Origin of the sequence: Methylobacterium sp. WL1 (assembly GCF_008000895.1) — a bacterium.
In the GTDB taxonomy this organism is placed as follows: domain Bacteria; phylum Pseudomonadota; class Alphaproteobacteria; order Rhizobiales; family Beijerinckiaceae; genus Methylobacterium.
Window position 1 is genome coordinate 6,166,849 of record NZ_CP042823.1, and the last position, 14,351, is coordinate 6,181,199.

The following is a 14,351-nucleotide window of genomic DNA, read 5'->3' on the forward strand; positions in this document are numbered from 1 at the left end:
CCGCTCGCGCGTCCTCAGGATTCGCGCCCCGGCAACGTCGGCGACAGCTCAGGCGGCGCGGGACCAGCGGATATCGCCGAGGCTCTCGCGGAAGGCGAAGCGGGCAAGGTGATCAGCGACCACGTTCTCGAGCCGGGTGAGGTTGACCGGGTCGGCGCTGTCGATGCGCATCACCAGGGCATCGGGTTCGGCGTCGAAGGTGCAGACGCGGTCCTCGCCGAACGGCACGGTGCCGTGCTCGGGCGTCGCCTCGACTTTGAACTTGTGGCTCCAGTGCCGGCACAGCTGCTGCAGGTAGCGGCTTGCCTCGGCGGTCTGCACGCGGGCCTGAGAGGTCGGCATTCCGTGGGTCTCCAGAAAAGTGAACGCGGTCATCGGTGGACGGAGCGTCGCGATATCTCGCACATGCGAGATGAACACATCCTGAGCAAGGACTATGCCCGGGCTCACGAGGCTGCCCCCGATCGCTGCCTGAAGGGTCGGCTCGATGCATTAGCAGTCGTTTAACGGCCGGCACGGCGACCGCCGAACGCGGCGCCGCGTGGCTGTCCTGCACCCCTCGACGTGCCGAATTATGGCGCGCCGCACAAATTCAATCGCGCCGATCGGAGTGTTGAGGCGAAGTCCGCGTGCGAGCGACTTCGCCATCGGGACCGCTTGCGCGACGTTGGCCGAACTCGAACGGTGTCCCATCGTCAGCCGAGATCGGAAGTGCGATCGAGGCGTGGCAACGACGGTATAGCAGAGGATGTCCTGGGCCGGTCCTGCGGTATCTGCCCCTGCAAACCCCTGACGGTTCTGTCCTCATGCGCCTGGATCACGGCCGGACAGCTGCCTCACCCCCGGATCAGGCTCCGTAGGGCACGCCTCGGCTCAATTGGACGCGGCAGCCGATGCCAACGTCAGACCGAGAAAACCCAGATCATCGCAATCCAAATTTCCGACGGACCAGCACCAGGCACGTGAGGCTGATTCCGGCCGCGAACATCAGGAAGAAGCTGGGCGCGAGCGGCGTGTGTGTGACCGCGATCAGGCTCTCGATCCAGAACGGTGCGAAGCCGCCGAAGACCGTCACGCCCACGTTGTAGCTGATGTTCATGCCCGTGCTGCGGGTGCGTGTCGGGAAGATCTCGGCCATGAGCGCCGGCAGGGCCGCGCTGTAGCTCGCCTTCAGGCCGCCGATCAGGGCGAGCACCGGCACGATGACGAGCAGCACCGGATAGCTGATCAGCAGCGCGAAGGCGGGAAACATCAGTACGAACACCGCGATCACCACGATCCGCATGATCGGTGTCCGGCCGACCGTGTCCGACCAGTGCCCCACCAGCGGTGCGACTGTCATCAGCATGACGGCGCCCACGAACGACGCCAGGAAGCCGATCCAGGATGGCAGGCCGAGTTGCTTGACGGCGTAGGTCGGCGTGTAGCTGATCATGTAGTTCAGCGCCGTGGAGGTCGCCACGAGCCCCGTCGCCAGCAGCATGTTCAGCCATTGCTGTCCGAACAGGTCGCGTACGGGTGAGCGCGCGTCGCCCGTCTCGGCCGAGGCCTCGAATTCGGGCGTCTCCGCGATGTTACGACGGATGTAGAGGCCCACGGGACCGATCAGCAGCCCGAACGCGAACGGCAGGCGCCAGCCCCACGCGGCGATCTGATCCGGGCTCAGCGTGGCGCTCAGGATGACCCCGGATAAGGCCGCCAGAACGCTCGCCAGACCCTGGCTGGCGAACTGGAAGCTCGCGAAGAAGCCTTTTCGCGTCGGCCCGTGCTCGACCATGAAGGCGGTCGACGCGCCGAATTCGCCACCGACCGAGAAACCCTGGATCAGCCGTGCCACCAGCACGCCGACCGAGGCCAGGATGCCGATCGATTCGTAGGACGGCATCACGACCATCATGAAGGTCCCGACCATCATCAGCATGATCGACAGCATCAAAGCGGGTTTGCGGCCGGCTCTGTCCGCATAGAGGCCGAGTACGATCGCCCCGAGCGGGCGCATTAGGTACGAGATGCCGAAGCTGCCGAGGGCGATCAGCAGCGACGTGGTCGGGTTGCTGGTCGGGAAGAACAACTTCGAGATCGTGACGGCGAAGTACAGGTACAGCGTCAGATCGTAGAACTCGAGAGCGTTTCCGATCGAGGATGCAATCACCGCCTTGTACATTTGCGATGTACCGCGGACGGGTGTTGCGCTCACGGCCGCGTCCGGTGACGACATATGCTGCTCGATCTCGGTTGGATGAGGCGCGCGCCGTGACGGGCGCCGCTTCAGCGCGCGTCGCAGCGGGGTTTTCAGACGTCGCCGGGCGAGGCTCTAGAATCCGCCGGCATGGCCGTCCTTGCGGGGATCGGAGCCGCCGACGTAGCCGCCCTCGATCCGGCGCACGAGCTGCGCGCCCCCGAACCCGAAGGCGGAATCCGGCGGCTCTCGGACGAGTTCGTGGCCGCGCGCCTCCAGGTCGCCCAGCGTCGAGGCCGGGAACGTGGTCTCGACCGCCACCTGCAGGCCGGCGACGTGGCGCCAGCGGGGCGCGTCCACCGCCGTCTGCGGATCCTGCCCCCACACCTGGGTTCGCACCACAATCTGCACGTGGCCCTGCGCCTGGATCGGCCCGCCCATGAAGCCGAACGCCATCAACGGCGCGCCGTTCTGCATCACGAAGCCTGGGATGATCGTGTTGAACGGACGCTTGCTCGGCCCGACCTGGTTGGGATGGCCCTCGGCCAGGGTGAAGCCGTATCCACGGTTCTGCAGGCTGATGCCCGTCTCCGGGACCACCACGCCGGACCCGAAGCCCGAATAATTCGACTGGATGTAGGAGACCATCATGCCGCCCGCATCGCCGGTGGCGAGGCACACGGTCCCGCCCTCGTTCGGCGCTCCATGCCCGAACACCTGCGCGCGCCGACGGTCGATCAGCGCCGCCCGCGACGCCAGGTAGCCCGGTTCCAGCAGATGGTCGTGGGTGACCTTGGTCATGTGCCGAAGGTCGGCCGCGTAGGCGTAGACGTCCGCGAAGGCGAGCTTCATGGCCTCGATCTGGAGGTGGAGCGCGTCCGCGCCGTCGACCGGCAGATCTTCGAGGCCGGCCGCCCGGAGGATACCGAGGGCCATCAGCGCCGCGATGCCCTGACCGTTCGGCGGGATCTCGTGCAGGCTCACGCCGCCGAAATCCTGATGGATGGTGCCGCACCAATCCGCGCTGTGCTCGGCAAGGTCGCCCTCGTCGAGCGCCGCCCCGTGCGCGCGGGCGAAATCCGCGATCCGGTGCGCCAACGCGCCCCGGTAGAAGCTGTCGCCGCGCGTCTCGGCGATCGACCGGAGCGTGCGCGCGTGGCCGGGCGACCGGAAAAGCTCACCGGCGGCCGGCGTGCGCCCGTCCGGCATGAAGGTGGCCGCAAAGCCGGGCTGGTTCTTCAGTTCCGCCGCGCCGCGCCGCCAGAGCTCGGCGATGACCGGCGAGACGAGGAAGCCCGCCTCGGCGTAATCGATGGCCGGCTCGAACAGGCGCTCGAACGGCAGCTGGCCGAAGCGCCGCGATAGCTCGACCCAAGCCGAGACTGCGCCCGGGACCGTGACGGTGTCCCAGCCGCGATGCGGAAACGCCGTGTGCCCGGCGTAGCGTTCAGGCGTCCAACCAGCCGGCGAGCGGCCGGACGCATTGAGCCCGTGGAGCTTGCCGTCGTGCCAGAGGATGCAGAAGGCGTCCGACCCGATGCCGTTGCCGGTGGGCTCGACCACCGTGAGCGCGATGGCCGCCGCCAGCGCCGCGTCGAGGGCGTTGCCGCCCTGTTGCAGCATCCGCAACCCGGCCTGCGTGGCGAGCGGCTGCGACGTGGCGACGAGATTGCGCGCGAAGACGGGCGAGCGCCGGGAGGCGTAGAGCGCATCGTGTCGGTACTGCATATCGGCCTCGTGGACGTCTCCGGCTGCCAGAACCAATCTCAGCAAGCCTCGTGCCCTTCAAGAGGGCCACGTCGAGCAGCGGAATCCAATATCCCGACGACCGGGCGCGGTCTTCCCCGCTCAGAGCTTGATCCCTTCGAGATAGCCGCGATTCCATGTCGGGCTGATCAGGATCTCGTTGACGCAGACGGTCGCCGGGAGGCGGGCCACGAATAGGATCGTCTCGGCGAGATCCTCCGATTGCAGCATGCGCGCCTTGTCGTCCGCCGTGACCGGAACGGGACGCTTGTCCAGGATGGGCGTCGCCACCTCACCGGGGCAGATGCAGCAGGAGCGGATGCCATGTCCGCATTCCTCCTGGTTCAGGCTCTCGGAGAGCGCGACCAGCCCGTGCTTGGCCGCCGAGTAGGCCGGACCCGTCAGCTTGGACACGTAACGGCCGGCCCATGACGAGACCTGAATGATCAGGCCGCCCTTCTGGGCGCGCATCGTCGGAAGCACGGCCCGGGATGCGTAGAAGGGGCCGTTGAGATCCACGCCGATCACCGCGTCGATGTCGGCGTGCGAGATCTCGCTCCAGGACCGGTTCGGCACGTTGAGCCCGGCGGAGTTCACCAGGATGTCGCAGCCTTGATAGGCCGCGTGGACCGCCGCCCAGGCGCGTTCGACGTCGTCGGCGCGGCCCATGTCGGCGGGCGCTATCAGGGCCTCGCCACCCGCGGCGCGGACCAGTTCCGCAGTCTGCTCCAGGGCGTCCGCCCGGCGCCCCGTAAGGGCCAGCCGCATCCCTGCCTCGGCGAGCGCCACCGCGGCGGCCTGTCCGATGCCGGACCCGGCTCCCGTCACCCAGGCGACCTGTCCTCTGATATCGCGCAGCATGACGAGCGATCTCCCGAACGTCCTTCGTTGAGGGCCGCGGCCGTGCCTGCGCCGGACGGCGTCCCAGGGTCTACCGGTTGCCGATCCCCGGCTCCCGGAAGCTCATGCGCCGGGCCTATTGCGCGGCGGCCAGGGGACACCCCCCGTCGGCGAGGGGGCGGAACGCCTGCTCGGCCGGGATGGTGTCGAGGAGCTTGTACAGGTCCCATTCGCCCTTCGATTCGGCGGGCGCCTTCACCTCGAACAGGTACATCGGGTGCAGCTTGCGGCCATCGACCCGGATCGAGCCCTTGCCGAACAGCGGATCGTCGGTGGGGTTGGCCTTCATCCAGGCCATGGTCGTCTGCGGATCCTTCGACTTCGTCGCCGCGACGGCCTTCAGGTAGTGCAGGAGGCCGGCATAGACGCCCGCCTGGTTCATCGTCGGCATGGCGCCGTTGTGGCGCGGCGCGAAACGCTCGGAGAAGGCACGCGTGCCGGGGTTGAGATCCCAGTAGAAGGACTCGGTCAGCACCAGTCCGCGGGCCGTCTGCAGGCCGAGCGAATGCACGTCCACCGCGTAGACGAGCAATGCCGCCAGGGTCTGACCGCTCTCCGTCAGACCGAACTCGTGGGCCTGCTTGACGGCGTTGATCGTGTCGCCTCCGGCGTTGGCGAGCCCGACCACCTTCGCCCCCGACGCCTGCGCCTGAAGCAGGAACGACGAGAAGTCCGTGGCCGGGAACGGCACCTTGGCGGCACCGAGCACGCGGCCCCCGCCCTTCTGGACGACCGCGGAGGCCTCGTTCTGGAGCGAGATCCCGAACGCGTAGTCGGCGGTGAGGAAGTACCAGGACTCGCCCCCGCGCTTGAGCATCGCGCCGGCCGTGCCGTGCGCGAGGGCATAGGTGTCGTAGGTCCACTGGATCGTATTGGGCGAGCAGGCCTTGCCGGTCAGATCCGTGGTCCCGGCGCCGGAATCGATGAAGATCCGGTTCTTTTCGCGCGTGACCTGGCTGACCGCCAAGGCCACCGAGGACGTCGGCACGTCGAAGATCGCGTCGACCCCGTCGCGATCGTACCATTGCCGCGCGATGGCGGCGCCGACATCCGGCTTGTTCTGGTGGTCGGCGGAGACGAGATCGACCCGCACGTTGGCGTCGGTCTTGGCGAAATCCTCGATCGCGAGCCGCGCGGCGACCACTGACCCCTGGCCTCCCGTATCGGAGTAGACCCCCGACATATCGTTCAGGACACCCACCTTCACGGTGATCGGCTCCGCCACGGCTGCCCCGGCCATCGCGCCGCAGGCGATCGCGGCCGAGAGGACGCAGCTGCGGATCAGCGCCATGGTGGACCTCCCGTGGAATGCTTCTCTTTGTGAGTGTTACGAGGGCACGGGCTACAACTCAGCGTCAAGACCGATCGCCATGGTCTGCGAGACACCGAGCCGAAGTCTCGTTCCGCCGGCGCGCATCGCGGCCCGGACGGCTGCGCTTATCCGCGCGCGCGTGCATTGCGGCCCTTCACGGATCCGGTGTTCGATCCGCCCCCAAGGCGTTGACCCACAGGACGACGGCACGCGTCCGGCCGTCCGGATTGCCGAACCGGTGCGGCCGATGGCTGGCGAAGCGGAAGCTGTCGCCGGCGGCGAGGTCCAGCGTCCGGGCTTCCACAACGAGGGTCAGACGCCCCTCGAGCACAAGTCCGGCCTCCTCGCCGTCGTGGCTGAACAGCTCGTCGCCCGTGCTGGCCTTCGGCTCGAGCACCATGTGGAACAGGCTGAGGCTCGGCGTCCTGCCCGCGGGCGTCAGCAGTTGCTTGGTGATCCCGGCGCGCCAGAGCTTGAGTTCCGCCCGGTCCCGCTCGAACACCACGATCGGGTCGGGGTCCTTCTCCGGGGCGGTCGTCTCGAACAGGCCGCCGATCCCGGTCTGGAGCGTGTCGGCGAGCAGGGCCAGGACGCGCAGGGACGGCGAGGACAGGCCGCGCTCCACCTGGCTGATGAAGCCGATCGAGAGCCCGGTGCTGGCCGCGACCTTCTCCAGGGACAGCCGTCGCTCCTGGCGCAGGGCGCGCAGCCGCTGGCCCACGGCCCGGTCCACGGGATCGGCCGCCATCGGTTCGACTTTGGGCCTGCTCACCGCAGCGTCATCCTGGAGAATCCGTGCCATCTTCATGCACGTGAAATCATCTTGCGTCGAGCCGCGAACCGTGCGGTAATCTTCACGAATATGAAAACAGACGAGCGATAGCGCAGAGCTGCGCTATGCCAGTGTCGAGGATCCGCGCCATGAGACGCCTGCTTCCAAGCCTGGGCTTGAGCCTCGCCCTCCTCATCGCCGGCCCGGCCAGGGCCGAGCCGCCCCTGAGGGTCGGCGCCACGCCGACCGGCTTGCCGTTCACCTTCCTCGACACCAAGACCAACACGATCCAGGGGGTCATGGTGGATCTCGTGAACGCGGTCGGCAAGGAGGCCGGCTTCGCCGTCGCAGTCGAGCCCCTACAATTCTCGACCCTGATCCCGGCGCTCACCGCCTCGAAGATCGACATCATTTCGGCGGCGATGTTCATCACGCCCCAGCGCAAGGAGATCGTGTCTTTCTCGGCCCCGGTCTACAGCTACGGCGAGGGATTGATCGTCCCGAAGGCCGACACCAAGGACTACACGTCCTTCGCCGACCTGAAGGGTGAGACCGTCGGCGCCCAGGTCGGCACCGCCTTCGTCGATCCGTTAAAGAAGTCGGGCCTGTTCGCCGAGGTGAAGATCTACGACGCGATCCCGGACATCATCCGAGACGTGAATTCCGGGCGGCTGAAGGCCGGCTTCGCCGACGCTCCAATCCTGGCCTACTACGTCAAGCAGGGGATGTTTCCCGGCGTCCGGCTGGTCGAGACCCTCAAGCCGACCGTCGTGGCCGCGGTGGGCATCAGCGTGCGCAAGGCCGACACCGCCCTGCTCGCCAAGATCGACGCCGCGCTCGCCAAGCTGAAGGCCGACGGGACCCTTGAGAAGATCCTGACGAAGTGGGGTCTGCCGCCCTCGGCCGACCGGTCCTGAGCTTCATGCGCGAGTTCCTGGCCGACGCGCAGGATTATCTGCCGATCCTGTTCCAGGGCGTGCAGCTTACGGTTCTGATCACCCTGGCTTCCCTTGTCGTCTCGACCGTCCTCGGCCTGTTCTGGGCGGTGCTGCGGGTCTCCGGCATCGCCGTGCTGGCGGGGTTCAGCGCGGTGATGATCAACATCCTGCGCGGCATCCCGATCATCGTGCAGCTTTTCTACATCTACTTCGTGCTGCCGGATTTCGGCCTGTCGCTCACGGCGGTGCAGGCAGCGATCATCGGGCTCGGAATCGCCTATTCTGCCTATCAGGCCGAGAACTTCCGGGCCGGTATCGAGGCTGTGGACCGCGGGCAGGTCGAGGCTGCCCTGTCGATCGGTATGGGCTGGTGGATGACCATGCGTCGGGTGATCCTGCCCCAGGCGGTCAAGATCGCGCTGCCGCCCTACGGCAACATCATGATCATGATGCTCAAGGATTCGTCGCAAGCCTCGACCATCACGGTCGCGGAACTCGCCCTCCAGGGCAAGCTCATCGCCTCCTCCACGTTCAAGAATACCAGCGTCTACACCATGGTGGCGCTGATGTACTTGGCGCTGAGCCTGCCGCTGATCCTCCTGGTGCGTCATCTCGAAGCGAAGGGGCGCCACCGGTGATCGTCCTCCAGGATGTGCACAAGCATTACGGCTCGCTGGAAGTGATCAAGGGCGTCTCGGCCGAGGTCACCAAGGGCGAGGTGGTCTGCATCATCGGGCCGTCGGGTTCCGGCAAGTCGACGCTGCTGCGCTGCATCAACGGGCTCGAAGCCTATGACGGCGGCGAGATCCGGGTCGACGGCCAGCGCGTCGACCGGGACAAGCGGAGCATCCAAGCGGTGCGGACCCGCGTGTCCATGGTGTTCCAGCGCTTCAACCTGTTCGCCAACCGCACCGCGCTGGAGAACGTCGTCGAGGGGCCCATCCACGTGAAGCGGGAGCCCCGCGCCGAGGTCGAAGAGCGCGCTCGGGCGCTGCTCGCCCGGGTCGGCCTCGCCGGCAAGGAGCACGCCCGGCCCGACGCGCTGTCCGGCGGCCAGCAGCAGCGCGTCGCCATCGCGCGGGCCCTGGCCATGCGTCCCGAGGCGATCCTGTTCGACGAGCCGACATCGGCCCTCGATCCGGAGCTGGTCGGCGATGTCCTGCGAGTGATGCGCGGGCTGGCGGACGAGGGCATGACCATGATCGTCGTGACCCACGAGATCGGGTTCGCCCGGGAAGTCGCCGATCGCGTGCTGTTCCTCGACGGCGGTCGCCTGGTCGAGCAGGGGCCGGCCGCCGAGATCCTCAATCGCCCGCAACACCCGCGCACCCAAGACTTCCTGCAGCGCGTGCTGCATCCGCTCTAGGGATCACCGTGGCCGAACCGTTTCCCCTCGCTCCGTCGCTCTGGGCCACCACCGCACCACCGGGACCCGAGACGCCGCCCCTGTCCGAATCCGGGCACGCCGATGTGGTGATCGTCGGCGGCGGCTTCTGCGGCCTCTCGACCGCCCTGCACCTCGCCGAGCGCGGGATCCGACCGGTCGTGCTGGAGGCTCGCGAAGTCGGCTTCGGCGGGTCCGGGCGCAACGGCGGCCAGGTGATCCCGGGCCTGAAATATGATCCCGCCGACCTCGTCGCCAAGTTCGGGCACGAGCGCGGCGAGCGGCTCGCGCGCTTTGCGGGAAGCACCGCCGACACGGTCTTCGACCTGATCGCCCGACACACGATGGACGTGCCGCACCAACGCGCCGGCTGGATCCAGGGCGCGCATACCGAGGCCGGGCTCGTCGAGGTCGCGCGCCGGGCGGAGCAATGGGCCGGGCTCGGTGCGCCGACCCGGGTCCTCGACAAGTCCGAGACCGCGCGGCTCCTCGGAACGGAGCGATACCTGGGCGGCTGGCTCGACGGCCGTGGCGGTGCGGTCCAGCCGCTGAGCTACGCCCGCGGTCTCGCTCGCGCTGCATTGAAGGCCGGCGCCGCCATCCACGGAGGCAGCCCCGTCACCGGTTTGTCCCGCACCGGATCGACCTGGACCGTCACGACCGCCCAGGGCGCGCGGCTCTCGACCGAGCGGGTCGTCCTGTGCACCAACGGCTACACGGGCGGGCTTTGGCCCGGGCTCGCGCAGACCGTGATCGCGGCGAATTCCTTCCAGGTTGCTACGAAGCCGCTCTCGGACAACCTCCGCCGCTCGATCCTGCCCGAGGGGCAAGTTTCGTCGGACACGCGCAAGCTCCTGCTGTATTTCCGCCTCGACCATACCGGCCGCCTGCTGATGGGCGGCCGTGGGCCGTTCCGCGAGCCGCGCAGTGCCCGCGACTGGGCTCATCTCGAGCGCATTGTCGGCAAGCTGTTCCCGCAGCTCGACGGGATCGCGTTCGACCATCGCTGGTGCGGCCGGGTGGCGATCACGCAGGATTACTTGCCGCATCTCCACGAGCCCGCGCCCGGGCTCCTCATCGACATCGGCTGCCAGGGGCGCGGTATCGGCCTTCAATCCACTATGGGGCGGTTGATCGCCGATTACGTCGTGACCGGGGATCCGGACCGTCTGCCACTGCCGCTGACACCGGTCGCACCGCTGCCGCTGCACGCGTTCCACCGCCTGTACGTCTCGGCCATCATCGCCTGGTACCGGCTCAGCGACGGCGGCATCCGCTGACGCGGACGCTCGGATTCACCCTCCCGATCCGGACGGGCTGTCAGGCCGGCCCTGTCCATCCGATGACCGCCGTCAGCGGGTCGCCCGAGCCTGCCGCGCGCTTCAGGATGCGGGTCTCGACGCGCGCGAAGCCCGCGCGCTGCAGGTATAGGTTGACCAGCTGCGCGTGCCCCTCGCCGTCGAGCGCGCTCCAGATCGCAACCGCCTTGGTCGGGAAGCAGCGGTTCGAGAAACTGATGATCACCGGTGCGCCGGGGCGCAGGATGCGGGCGACCTCGGACAGGACGTCCACAGGGCGTTGTAGGTACTGCACCGAGACGCACATCAAAGCCGCGTCAACGCTCGCCGTGTCGAGCGGTAGGCGCGGCTCGGCGTTGAGGTCCTGCACGAAGTACCGGGCCAGGCGCGGGTTGGCGGCCAGCTCCGCCGCGTTCATGCCGTGGCCGATGACGCTTTCGTAGGCGACCTCGTCCGGCAGGTGGCTAATCCAGCTCGACATCAGGTCGAGGACGATGCCGCCCGCAGGCACGACCGCGCGGTAGAGGTCGGTCACGGCGGCGATCGCGGCCGCGTCGATGTGGGTGACCAGCCGCGGCTGCGCGTAGAACAGCGGATCGGGATGGTGGTCGGGCTTGGCGAATGCCTCCGGCGGCAGCTCCGGCAGGTCCTGGGTCATGATCGGTCCACCTTTGTCGGCCGCAGCACCGGGATCGTACACCGCGCGCTGTGATCCGACCGTCCCGCCGCTTGATCGCGTCCGCCAACGGCGCCGCGTCGATCAGGTGCCGGCGACGATGATGGAGGCGCCTGCGTCCGCGAGGTGCCGCCGCTGGTCCGGTGGAACTGTCGCGTCGGTGACCAAAGTCCAGCGCCGTGGGAGCGGAGCCCAGGCCATCTGCTCCGCGCGCCCGAGCTTGCCCGCGTTGGCCAGCACGATCGTCTCGCGCGCCTGCGCGATCATCACGGATTTGAGCGCGACCTGATCGAGGCTCGCCTCGCACAGGCCGCGTCCAGCGACCACGCCGTCCGCACTCATCACCGTTCGATCCGCGGTCATCCTCTGCAGGGCTTCGACGGCGAGAGGGCCGACGGTGCTCATGCTCGTGGCTCTCAGGCTGCCGCCGAGGACGACGAGATCGATTCCGGGCGCCTGCGCCAGGCAGGGCAGCAGCGCCAGATTGTTCGTGATGATGCGCAGCCGTCGATCGAGCAGGAGGCGCCCGAAGGCCGTGACCGTCGAGCCGGCATCGAGGATGAGGGTCTCGCCATCCGCGATGAGTGCGAGCGCCGCCCGGGCGATCGCTTGCTTCTCGGGGCCGTTGATCGCCGACCTCTGGTCGAGCGTGGTCTCGGGCATGGCCCCGGCCAGGATTGCGCCGCCGTAGGTCCGTCGCACCGCCTTGGTGTCGGAGAGGTGCTGCAGATCGCGCCGGACGGTCGAGGCTGAGACGCCGAACCGTCGGGCGAGATCGTCCACATCGATCTCACCGAGCCCCAGCGCCTCCAGCAGCCGCGCCCGGCGTTCCGTACCGCGCATAGCCCTGCTCTTCCTACCTGCCCGCGACAGGAGGCGCTTCCATCCGTCCCGGCGATCCTGTCAAGCCGCGGATGGTTTCGGCGCCAGCTCGACCGCCTGCCGCAGGGCTTCGATGAGGCTGCGCTCATCCGCGACACCCGTCCCGGCGATGTCGAAGGCCGTCCCGTGGTCGACCGAGGTGCGGATCACCGGAAGCCCGACCGTGATGTTCACCCCGGCCTCGAGACCCAAGACCTTGATCGGGCCATGACCCTGATCGTGATACATGGCGACCACCATGTCGTAATCGCCCCGACCGGCCAGGAAGAACAGTGTGTCGGCCGGCAGGGGGCCACGAACGTCCCAGCCCTTGGCGCGACAGGCCTCGACCGCCGGCGTGATCTTCTCCGCCTCCTCGCCATGACCGAACAGACCGTTCTCGCCCGCATGCGGATTGATGGCGCAGACGCCGATCTTCGGCTCGGCGATGCCGGCCTTCACCAGCACCGCGTGCCCGCGGGCAATGACGCGCTCGACGAGTCCCGGCTCGATTCGCGCGATCGCGTCGATCAGGCCGATATGGGTCGTGACGTGGATCACTCGCAGCTTGGGGGAGACCAGCATCATCGAGACTTCCGGCGTCCCGGTGAGATGGGCCAGCATCTCGGTGTGGCCGGGAAACTTGTGACCCGCCGCGTGCAGCGCTTCCTTCGACAGAGGCGCTGTGCAGATCCCCTGCGCCTGACCCGCCTGGACGATCTCCACCGCCGCCGCGATGCAGCGATAGGCGGTCTCGCCGGCGATCGGGGACAGCTTTCCGAACGGTAGGTCGTCGGGCACGCATTTCAGATCGATGCACTGGACCGCGTCGGTGTCGAACGTCGCGTCGCCGGCATCGGCGAGCGCGTCGACGCTGATCGTGGCTCCGACGATGCGTCCGGCATGACGAAGGCGCCCGGCATCGCCGACCACCAGTGGTTGACAGACCGCGTGGACCTCCGGATGCGCCAGCGCCTTCATGATGATCTCCGGCCCGATGCCGGCGGGATCGCCCATGGTGATGGCGATGGTCGGACGGGTCATGTCAGGCTTCCTTCAATTCGCGCTCTGCGCAGGCGGTCACGAATGCGCGTGAGGCTATCGGTATCGCCGAACGCCCCGGCTTTCGTGGCGATAGGGATCGAAAGCCGGCCCAGCGTGACGCCGAGCGAGACGCCCGGCTCGATCTCGTCGGCCAGCTGGATTCCGTGGATATCGAAGCGCGTCAACAGCGCCGCCGCGGTCTCGCCGCCCGTGGCCGCCAGCGCCCCGATCTGCTCCGCGATCGGCGCCAGTGCGTCTGCGAGCCCGTGCGCGAGCCGGGGCCCGAGACTCATGTCGGGGTCGGCGCCGATCAGGATCTCGACCAGGACATCCTGACCAGCCGTCAGCCGTTCCGCGAGCTCCGCCGTCAGATGCCCCTGGCCTTCGGAGGCCAGCAATGTCTCCGGGGAGACCGGCAGATGCGCCACGGCACCGTCGGCAACGAGACGCTTGGCACCGGCGCGCGAGACTTCGGCGAGTGAACCGACGACGAGGAGCGTGCCGCGCCTGTCCGGCCTGATCCGGACCGGCTCGCGCGCAGCCTTCGGCCCGGCGGCCGCAAGTGCGTGCGCCAGCCCGGCACTGCCGATGAAGCAGGCCGACGGCGTCGCTGCCAGGCCGGCCTCGGCGATACGGTGCAGATCGTCGTCGGTCTCGGCATCGCAGACGACGATTTCGTCAGGACCGGCGGCAGCCTCCGCCAGCACTTCGGCAAGACAGCCGCTGCGCACCGTCGGCAGGGAGATCGTCCTGGCCCGTGTCCCGGCAGTCGCCAGCATCGCGCCGAGGTCGGCACTGGCGTAGGTATGATCGCGCCGCCAGACCTCCGCCTCTTCCAACGGACGGCCGCCGACCCGCATCCGGCCGTCCACCGTGGTCCGGCCCGTCGCGGGGAAAGCCGGTGCCAGCACGCCGAAGGCCGGTTGACCGGACCAGTTACGCAGATGCGCCAGCGTTGCAGCGCTCTCGGCGGCGGGCTGCCCCCGCATCGTCGAATCGATCTTCTTGAACAGGCGTCGATCCGCGCTGTGCAGCCGCTGCAACAGGGCGGCATGGCGCCCGGCTGCGGCCTGCGCGGACAGATTGCGGCTGTCCGCATCGTACGACAGGATCGGAACCCGATCGTCCGGAGCCGCATCGCCCCAGATCACCGCAGCCGCGCTCCCACGCCGTCGGAACGCGATCGCGCAGTCGGCGGCGCCCGTCAGATCGTCGGCGAGGATGAGCCAGCGCGCGCTCAT

General features: G+C 68.3%; 14 protein-coding genes. 4 read left to right on the plus strand and 10 right to left on the minus strand.

Annotated elements, in window-relative coordinates; translation table 11 throughout:
- Window positions 1-48: 48 nt before the first annotated feature.
- From FVA80_RS29980 to FVA80_RS30005, 6 genes are all read right to left on the minus strand, one after another.
- A complete protein-coding gene (locus FVA80_RS29980) occupies window positions 49-342 on the minus strand; it encodes a DUF2218 domain-containing protein (protein WP_039902563.1) in 294 nt (97 codons plus the stop codon).
- Between the two features lie 580 nt (window positions 343-922).
- On the minus strand, window positions 923-2,197 hold the full coding sequence (locus FVA80_RS29985) for an MFS transporter (RefSeq protein ID WP_246692207.1): 1,275 nt from the start codon (window positions 2,195-2,197) through the stop codon (window positions 923-925).
- A gap of 117 nt (window positions 2,198-2,314) precedes the next feature.
- Window positions 2,315-3,907 (minus strand): gamma-glutamyltransferase family protein, encoded by a 1,593-nt coding sequence (locus FVA80_RS29990; RefSeq protein ID WP_147907083.1) that lies wholly within the window; start codon window positions 3,905-3,907, stop codon window positions 2,315-2,317.
- A gap of 120 nt (window positions 3,908-4,027) precedes the next feature.
- Entirely contained in the window at window positions 4,028-4,786 is a 759-nt protein-coding gene (locus FVA80_RS29995; RefSeq protein WP_147907084.1) for an SDR family oxidoreductase, read from the minus strand.
- Between the two features lie 115 nt (window positions 4,787-4,901).
- Window positions 4,902-6,116 (minus strand): ABC transporter substrate-binding protein, encoded by a 1,215-nt coding sequence (locus FVA80_RS30000; RefSeq protein ID WP_147907085.1) that lies wholly within the window; start codon window positions 6,114-6,116, stop codon window positions 4,902-4,904.
- 175 nt (window positions 6,117-6,291) lie between these two features.
- The gene (locus FVA80_RS30005; protein ID WP_147907129.1) at window positions 6,292-6,885 is read right to left on the minus strand and encodes a cupin domain-containing protein; all 594 of its coding nucleotides are present in this window, start codon (window positions 6,883-6,885) and stop codon (window positions 6,292-6,294) included.
- A gap of 173 nt (window positions 6,886-7,058) precedes the next feature.
- Here FVA80_RS30005 and FVA80_RS30010 point away from each other — a divergent pair, with 173 nt between their 5' ends.
- The 4 genes from FVA80_RS30010 to FVA80_RS30025 are packed head-to-tail and all read left to right on the plus strand — an operon-like array spanning window position 7,059 to window position 10,511.
- A complete protein-coding gene (locus tag FVA80_RS30010) occupies window positions 7,059-7,826 on the plus strand; it encodes an ABC transporter substrate-binding protein (protein WP_147907086.1) in 768 nt (255 codons plus the stop codon).
- A gap of 5 nt (window positions 7,827-7,831) precedes the next feature.
- On the plus strand, window positions 7,832-8,485 hold the full coding sequence (locus tag FVA80_RS30015; RefSeq protein WP_147855084.1) for an amino acid ABC transporter permease: 654 nt from the start codon (window positions 7,832-7,834) through the stop codon (window positions 8,483-8,485).
- Complete coding sequence (locus FVA80_RS30020; protein ID WP_147907087.1) at window positions 8,482-9,213, plus strand: amino acid ABC transporter ATP-binding protein; 732 nt, start codon at window positions 8,482-8,484, stop codon at window positions 9,211-9,213. The genes FVA80_RS30015 and FVA80_RS30020 overlap by 4 nt, the downstream gene beginning before the upstream one ends.
- An 8-nt stretch (window positions 9,214-9,221) precedes the next feature.
- Window positions 9,222-10,511, plus strand: a complete 1,290-nt coding sequence (locus FVA80_RS30025) for an FAD-binding oxidoreductase (RefSeq protein ID WP_147907088.1) — start codon at window positions 9,222-9,224, stop codon at window positions 10,509-10,511.
- Between the two features lie 40 nt (window positions 10,512-10,551).
- On the opposite strand, the gene FVA80_RS30030 is transcribed toward FVA80_RS30025, so the two are convergent.
- The 4 genes from FVA80_RS30030 to FVA80_RS30045 form a co-directional block, all read right to left on the minus strand.
- The gene (locus FVA80_RS30030; RefSeq protein WP_147907089.1) at window positions 10,552-11,187 is read right to left on the minus strand and encodes a methyltransferase domain-containing protein; all 636 of its coding nucleotides are present in this window, start codon (window positions 11,185-11,187) and stop codon (window positions 10,552-10,554) included.
- A 102-nt stretch (window positions 11,188-11,289) separates the two neighbouring features.
- Window positions 11,290-12,048 (minus strand): DeoR/GlpR family DNA-binding transcription regulator, encoded by a 759-nt coding sequence (locus FVA80_RS30035; RefSeq protein ID WP_147907090.1) that lies wholly within the window; start codon window positions 12,046-12,048, stop codon window positions 11,290-11,292.
- A gap of 60 nt (window positions 12,049-12,108) precedes the next feature.
- Window positions 12,109-13,110: a 4-hydroxythreonine-4-phosphate dehydrogenase PdxA gene (gene pdxA / locus FVA80_RS30040; protein ID WP_147907091.1), complete on the minus strand. Its 1,002-nt coding sequence runs from the start codon at window positions 13,108-13,110 to the stop codon at window positions 12,109-12,111.
- Window positions 13,107-14,351 carry a four-carbon acid sugar kinase family protein gene (locus FVA80_RS30045; RefSeq protein WP_147907092.1) on the minus strand — a complete coding sequence of 415 codons (1,245 nt, stop codon included), beginning with the start codon at window positions 14,349-14,351 and terminating at the stop codon, window positions 13,107-13,109. Before FVA80_RS30045 ends, pdxA begins: the two co-directional genes overlap by 4 nt.

Excerpts from the sequence above, each read along its gene's own strand:
- FVA80_RS29980 (WP_039902563.1), bottom strand. The coding sequence starts at position 342 with ATGCCGACCTCTCAGGCCCGCGTGCAGACCGCCGAGGCAAGCCGCTAC.
- FVA80_RS29990 (WP_147907083.1), bottom strand. The coding sequence starts at position 3,907 with ATGCAGTACCGACACGATGCGCTCTACGCCTCCCGGCGCTCGCCCGTC.
- FVA80_RS29995 (WP_147907084.1), bottom strand. The coding sequence starts at position 4,786 with ATGCTGCGCGATATCAGAGGACAGGTCGCCTGGGTGACGGGAGCCGGG.
- FVA80_RS30000 (WP_147907085.1), bottom strand. The coding sequence starts at position 6,116 with ATGGCGCTGATCCGCAGCTGCGTCCTCTCGGCCGCGATCGCCTGCGGC.
- FVA80_RS30005 (WP_147907129.1), bottom strand. The coding sequence starts at position 6,885 with ATGGCGGCCGATCCCGTGGACCGGGCCGTGGGCCAGCGGCTGCGCGCC.
- FVA80_RS30010 (WP_147907086.1), top strand. The coding sequence starts at position 7,059 with ATGAGACGCCTGCTTCCAAGCCTGGGCTTGAGCCTCGCCCTCCTCATC.
- FVA80_RS30015 (WP_147855084.1), top strand. The coding sequence starts at position 7,832 with ATGCGCGAGTTCCTGGCCGACGCGCAGGATTATCTGCCGATCCTGTTC.
- FVA80_RS30030 (WP_147907089.1), bottom strand. The coding sequence starts at position 11,187 with ATGACCCAGGACCTGCCGGAGCTGCCGCCGGAGGCATTCGCCAAGCCC.
- FVA80_RS30035 (WP_147907090.1), bottom strand. The coding sequence starts at position 12,048 with ATGCGCGGTACGGAACGCCGGGCGCGGCTGCTGGAGGCGCTGGGGCTC.
- pdxA (WP_147907091.1), bottom strand. The coding sequence starts at position 13,110 with ATGACCCGTCCGACCATCGCCATCACCATGGGCGATCCCGCCGGCATC.
- FVA80_RS30045 (WP_147907092.1), bottom strand. The coding sequence starts at position 14,351 with ATGAGCGCGCGCTGGCTCATCCTCGCCGACGATCTGACGGGCGCCGCC.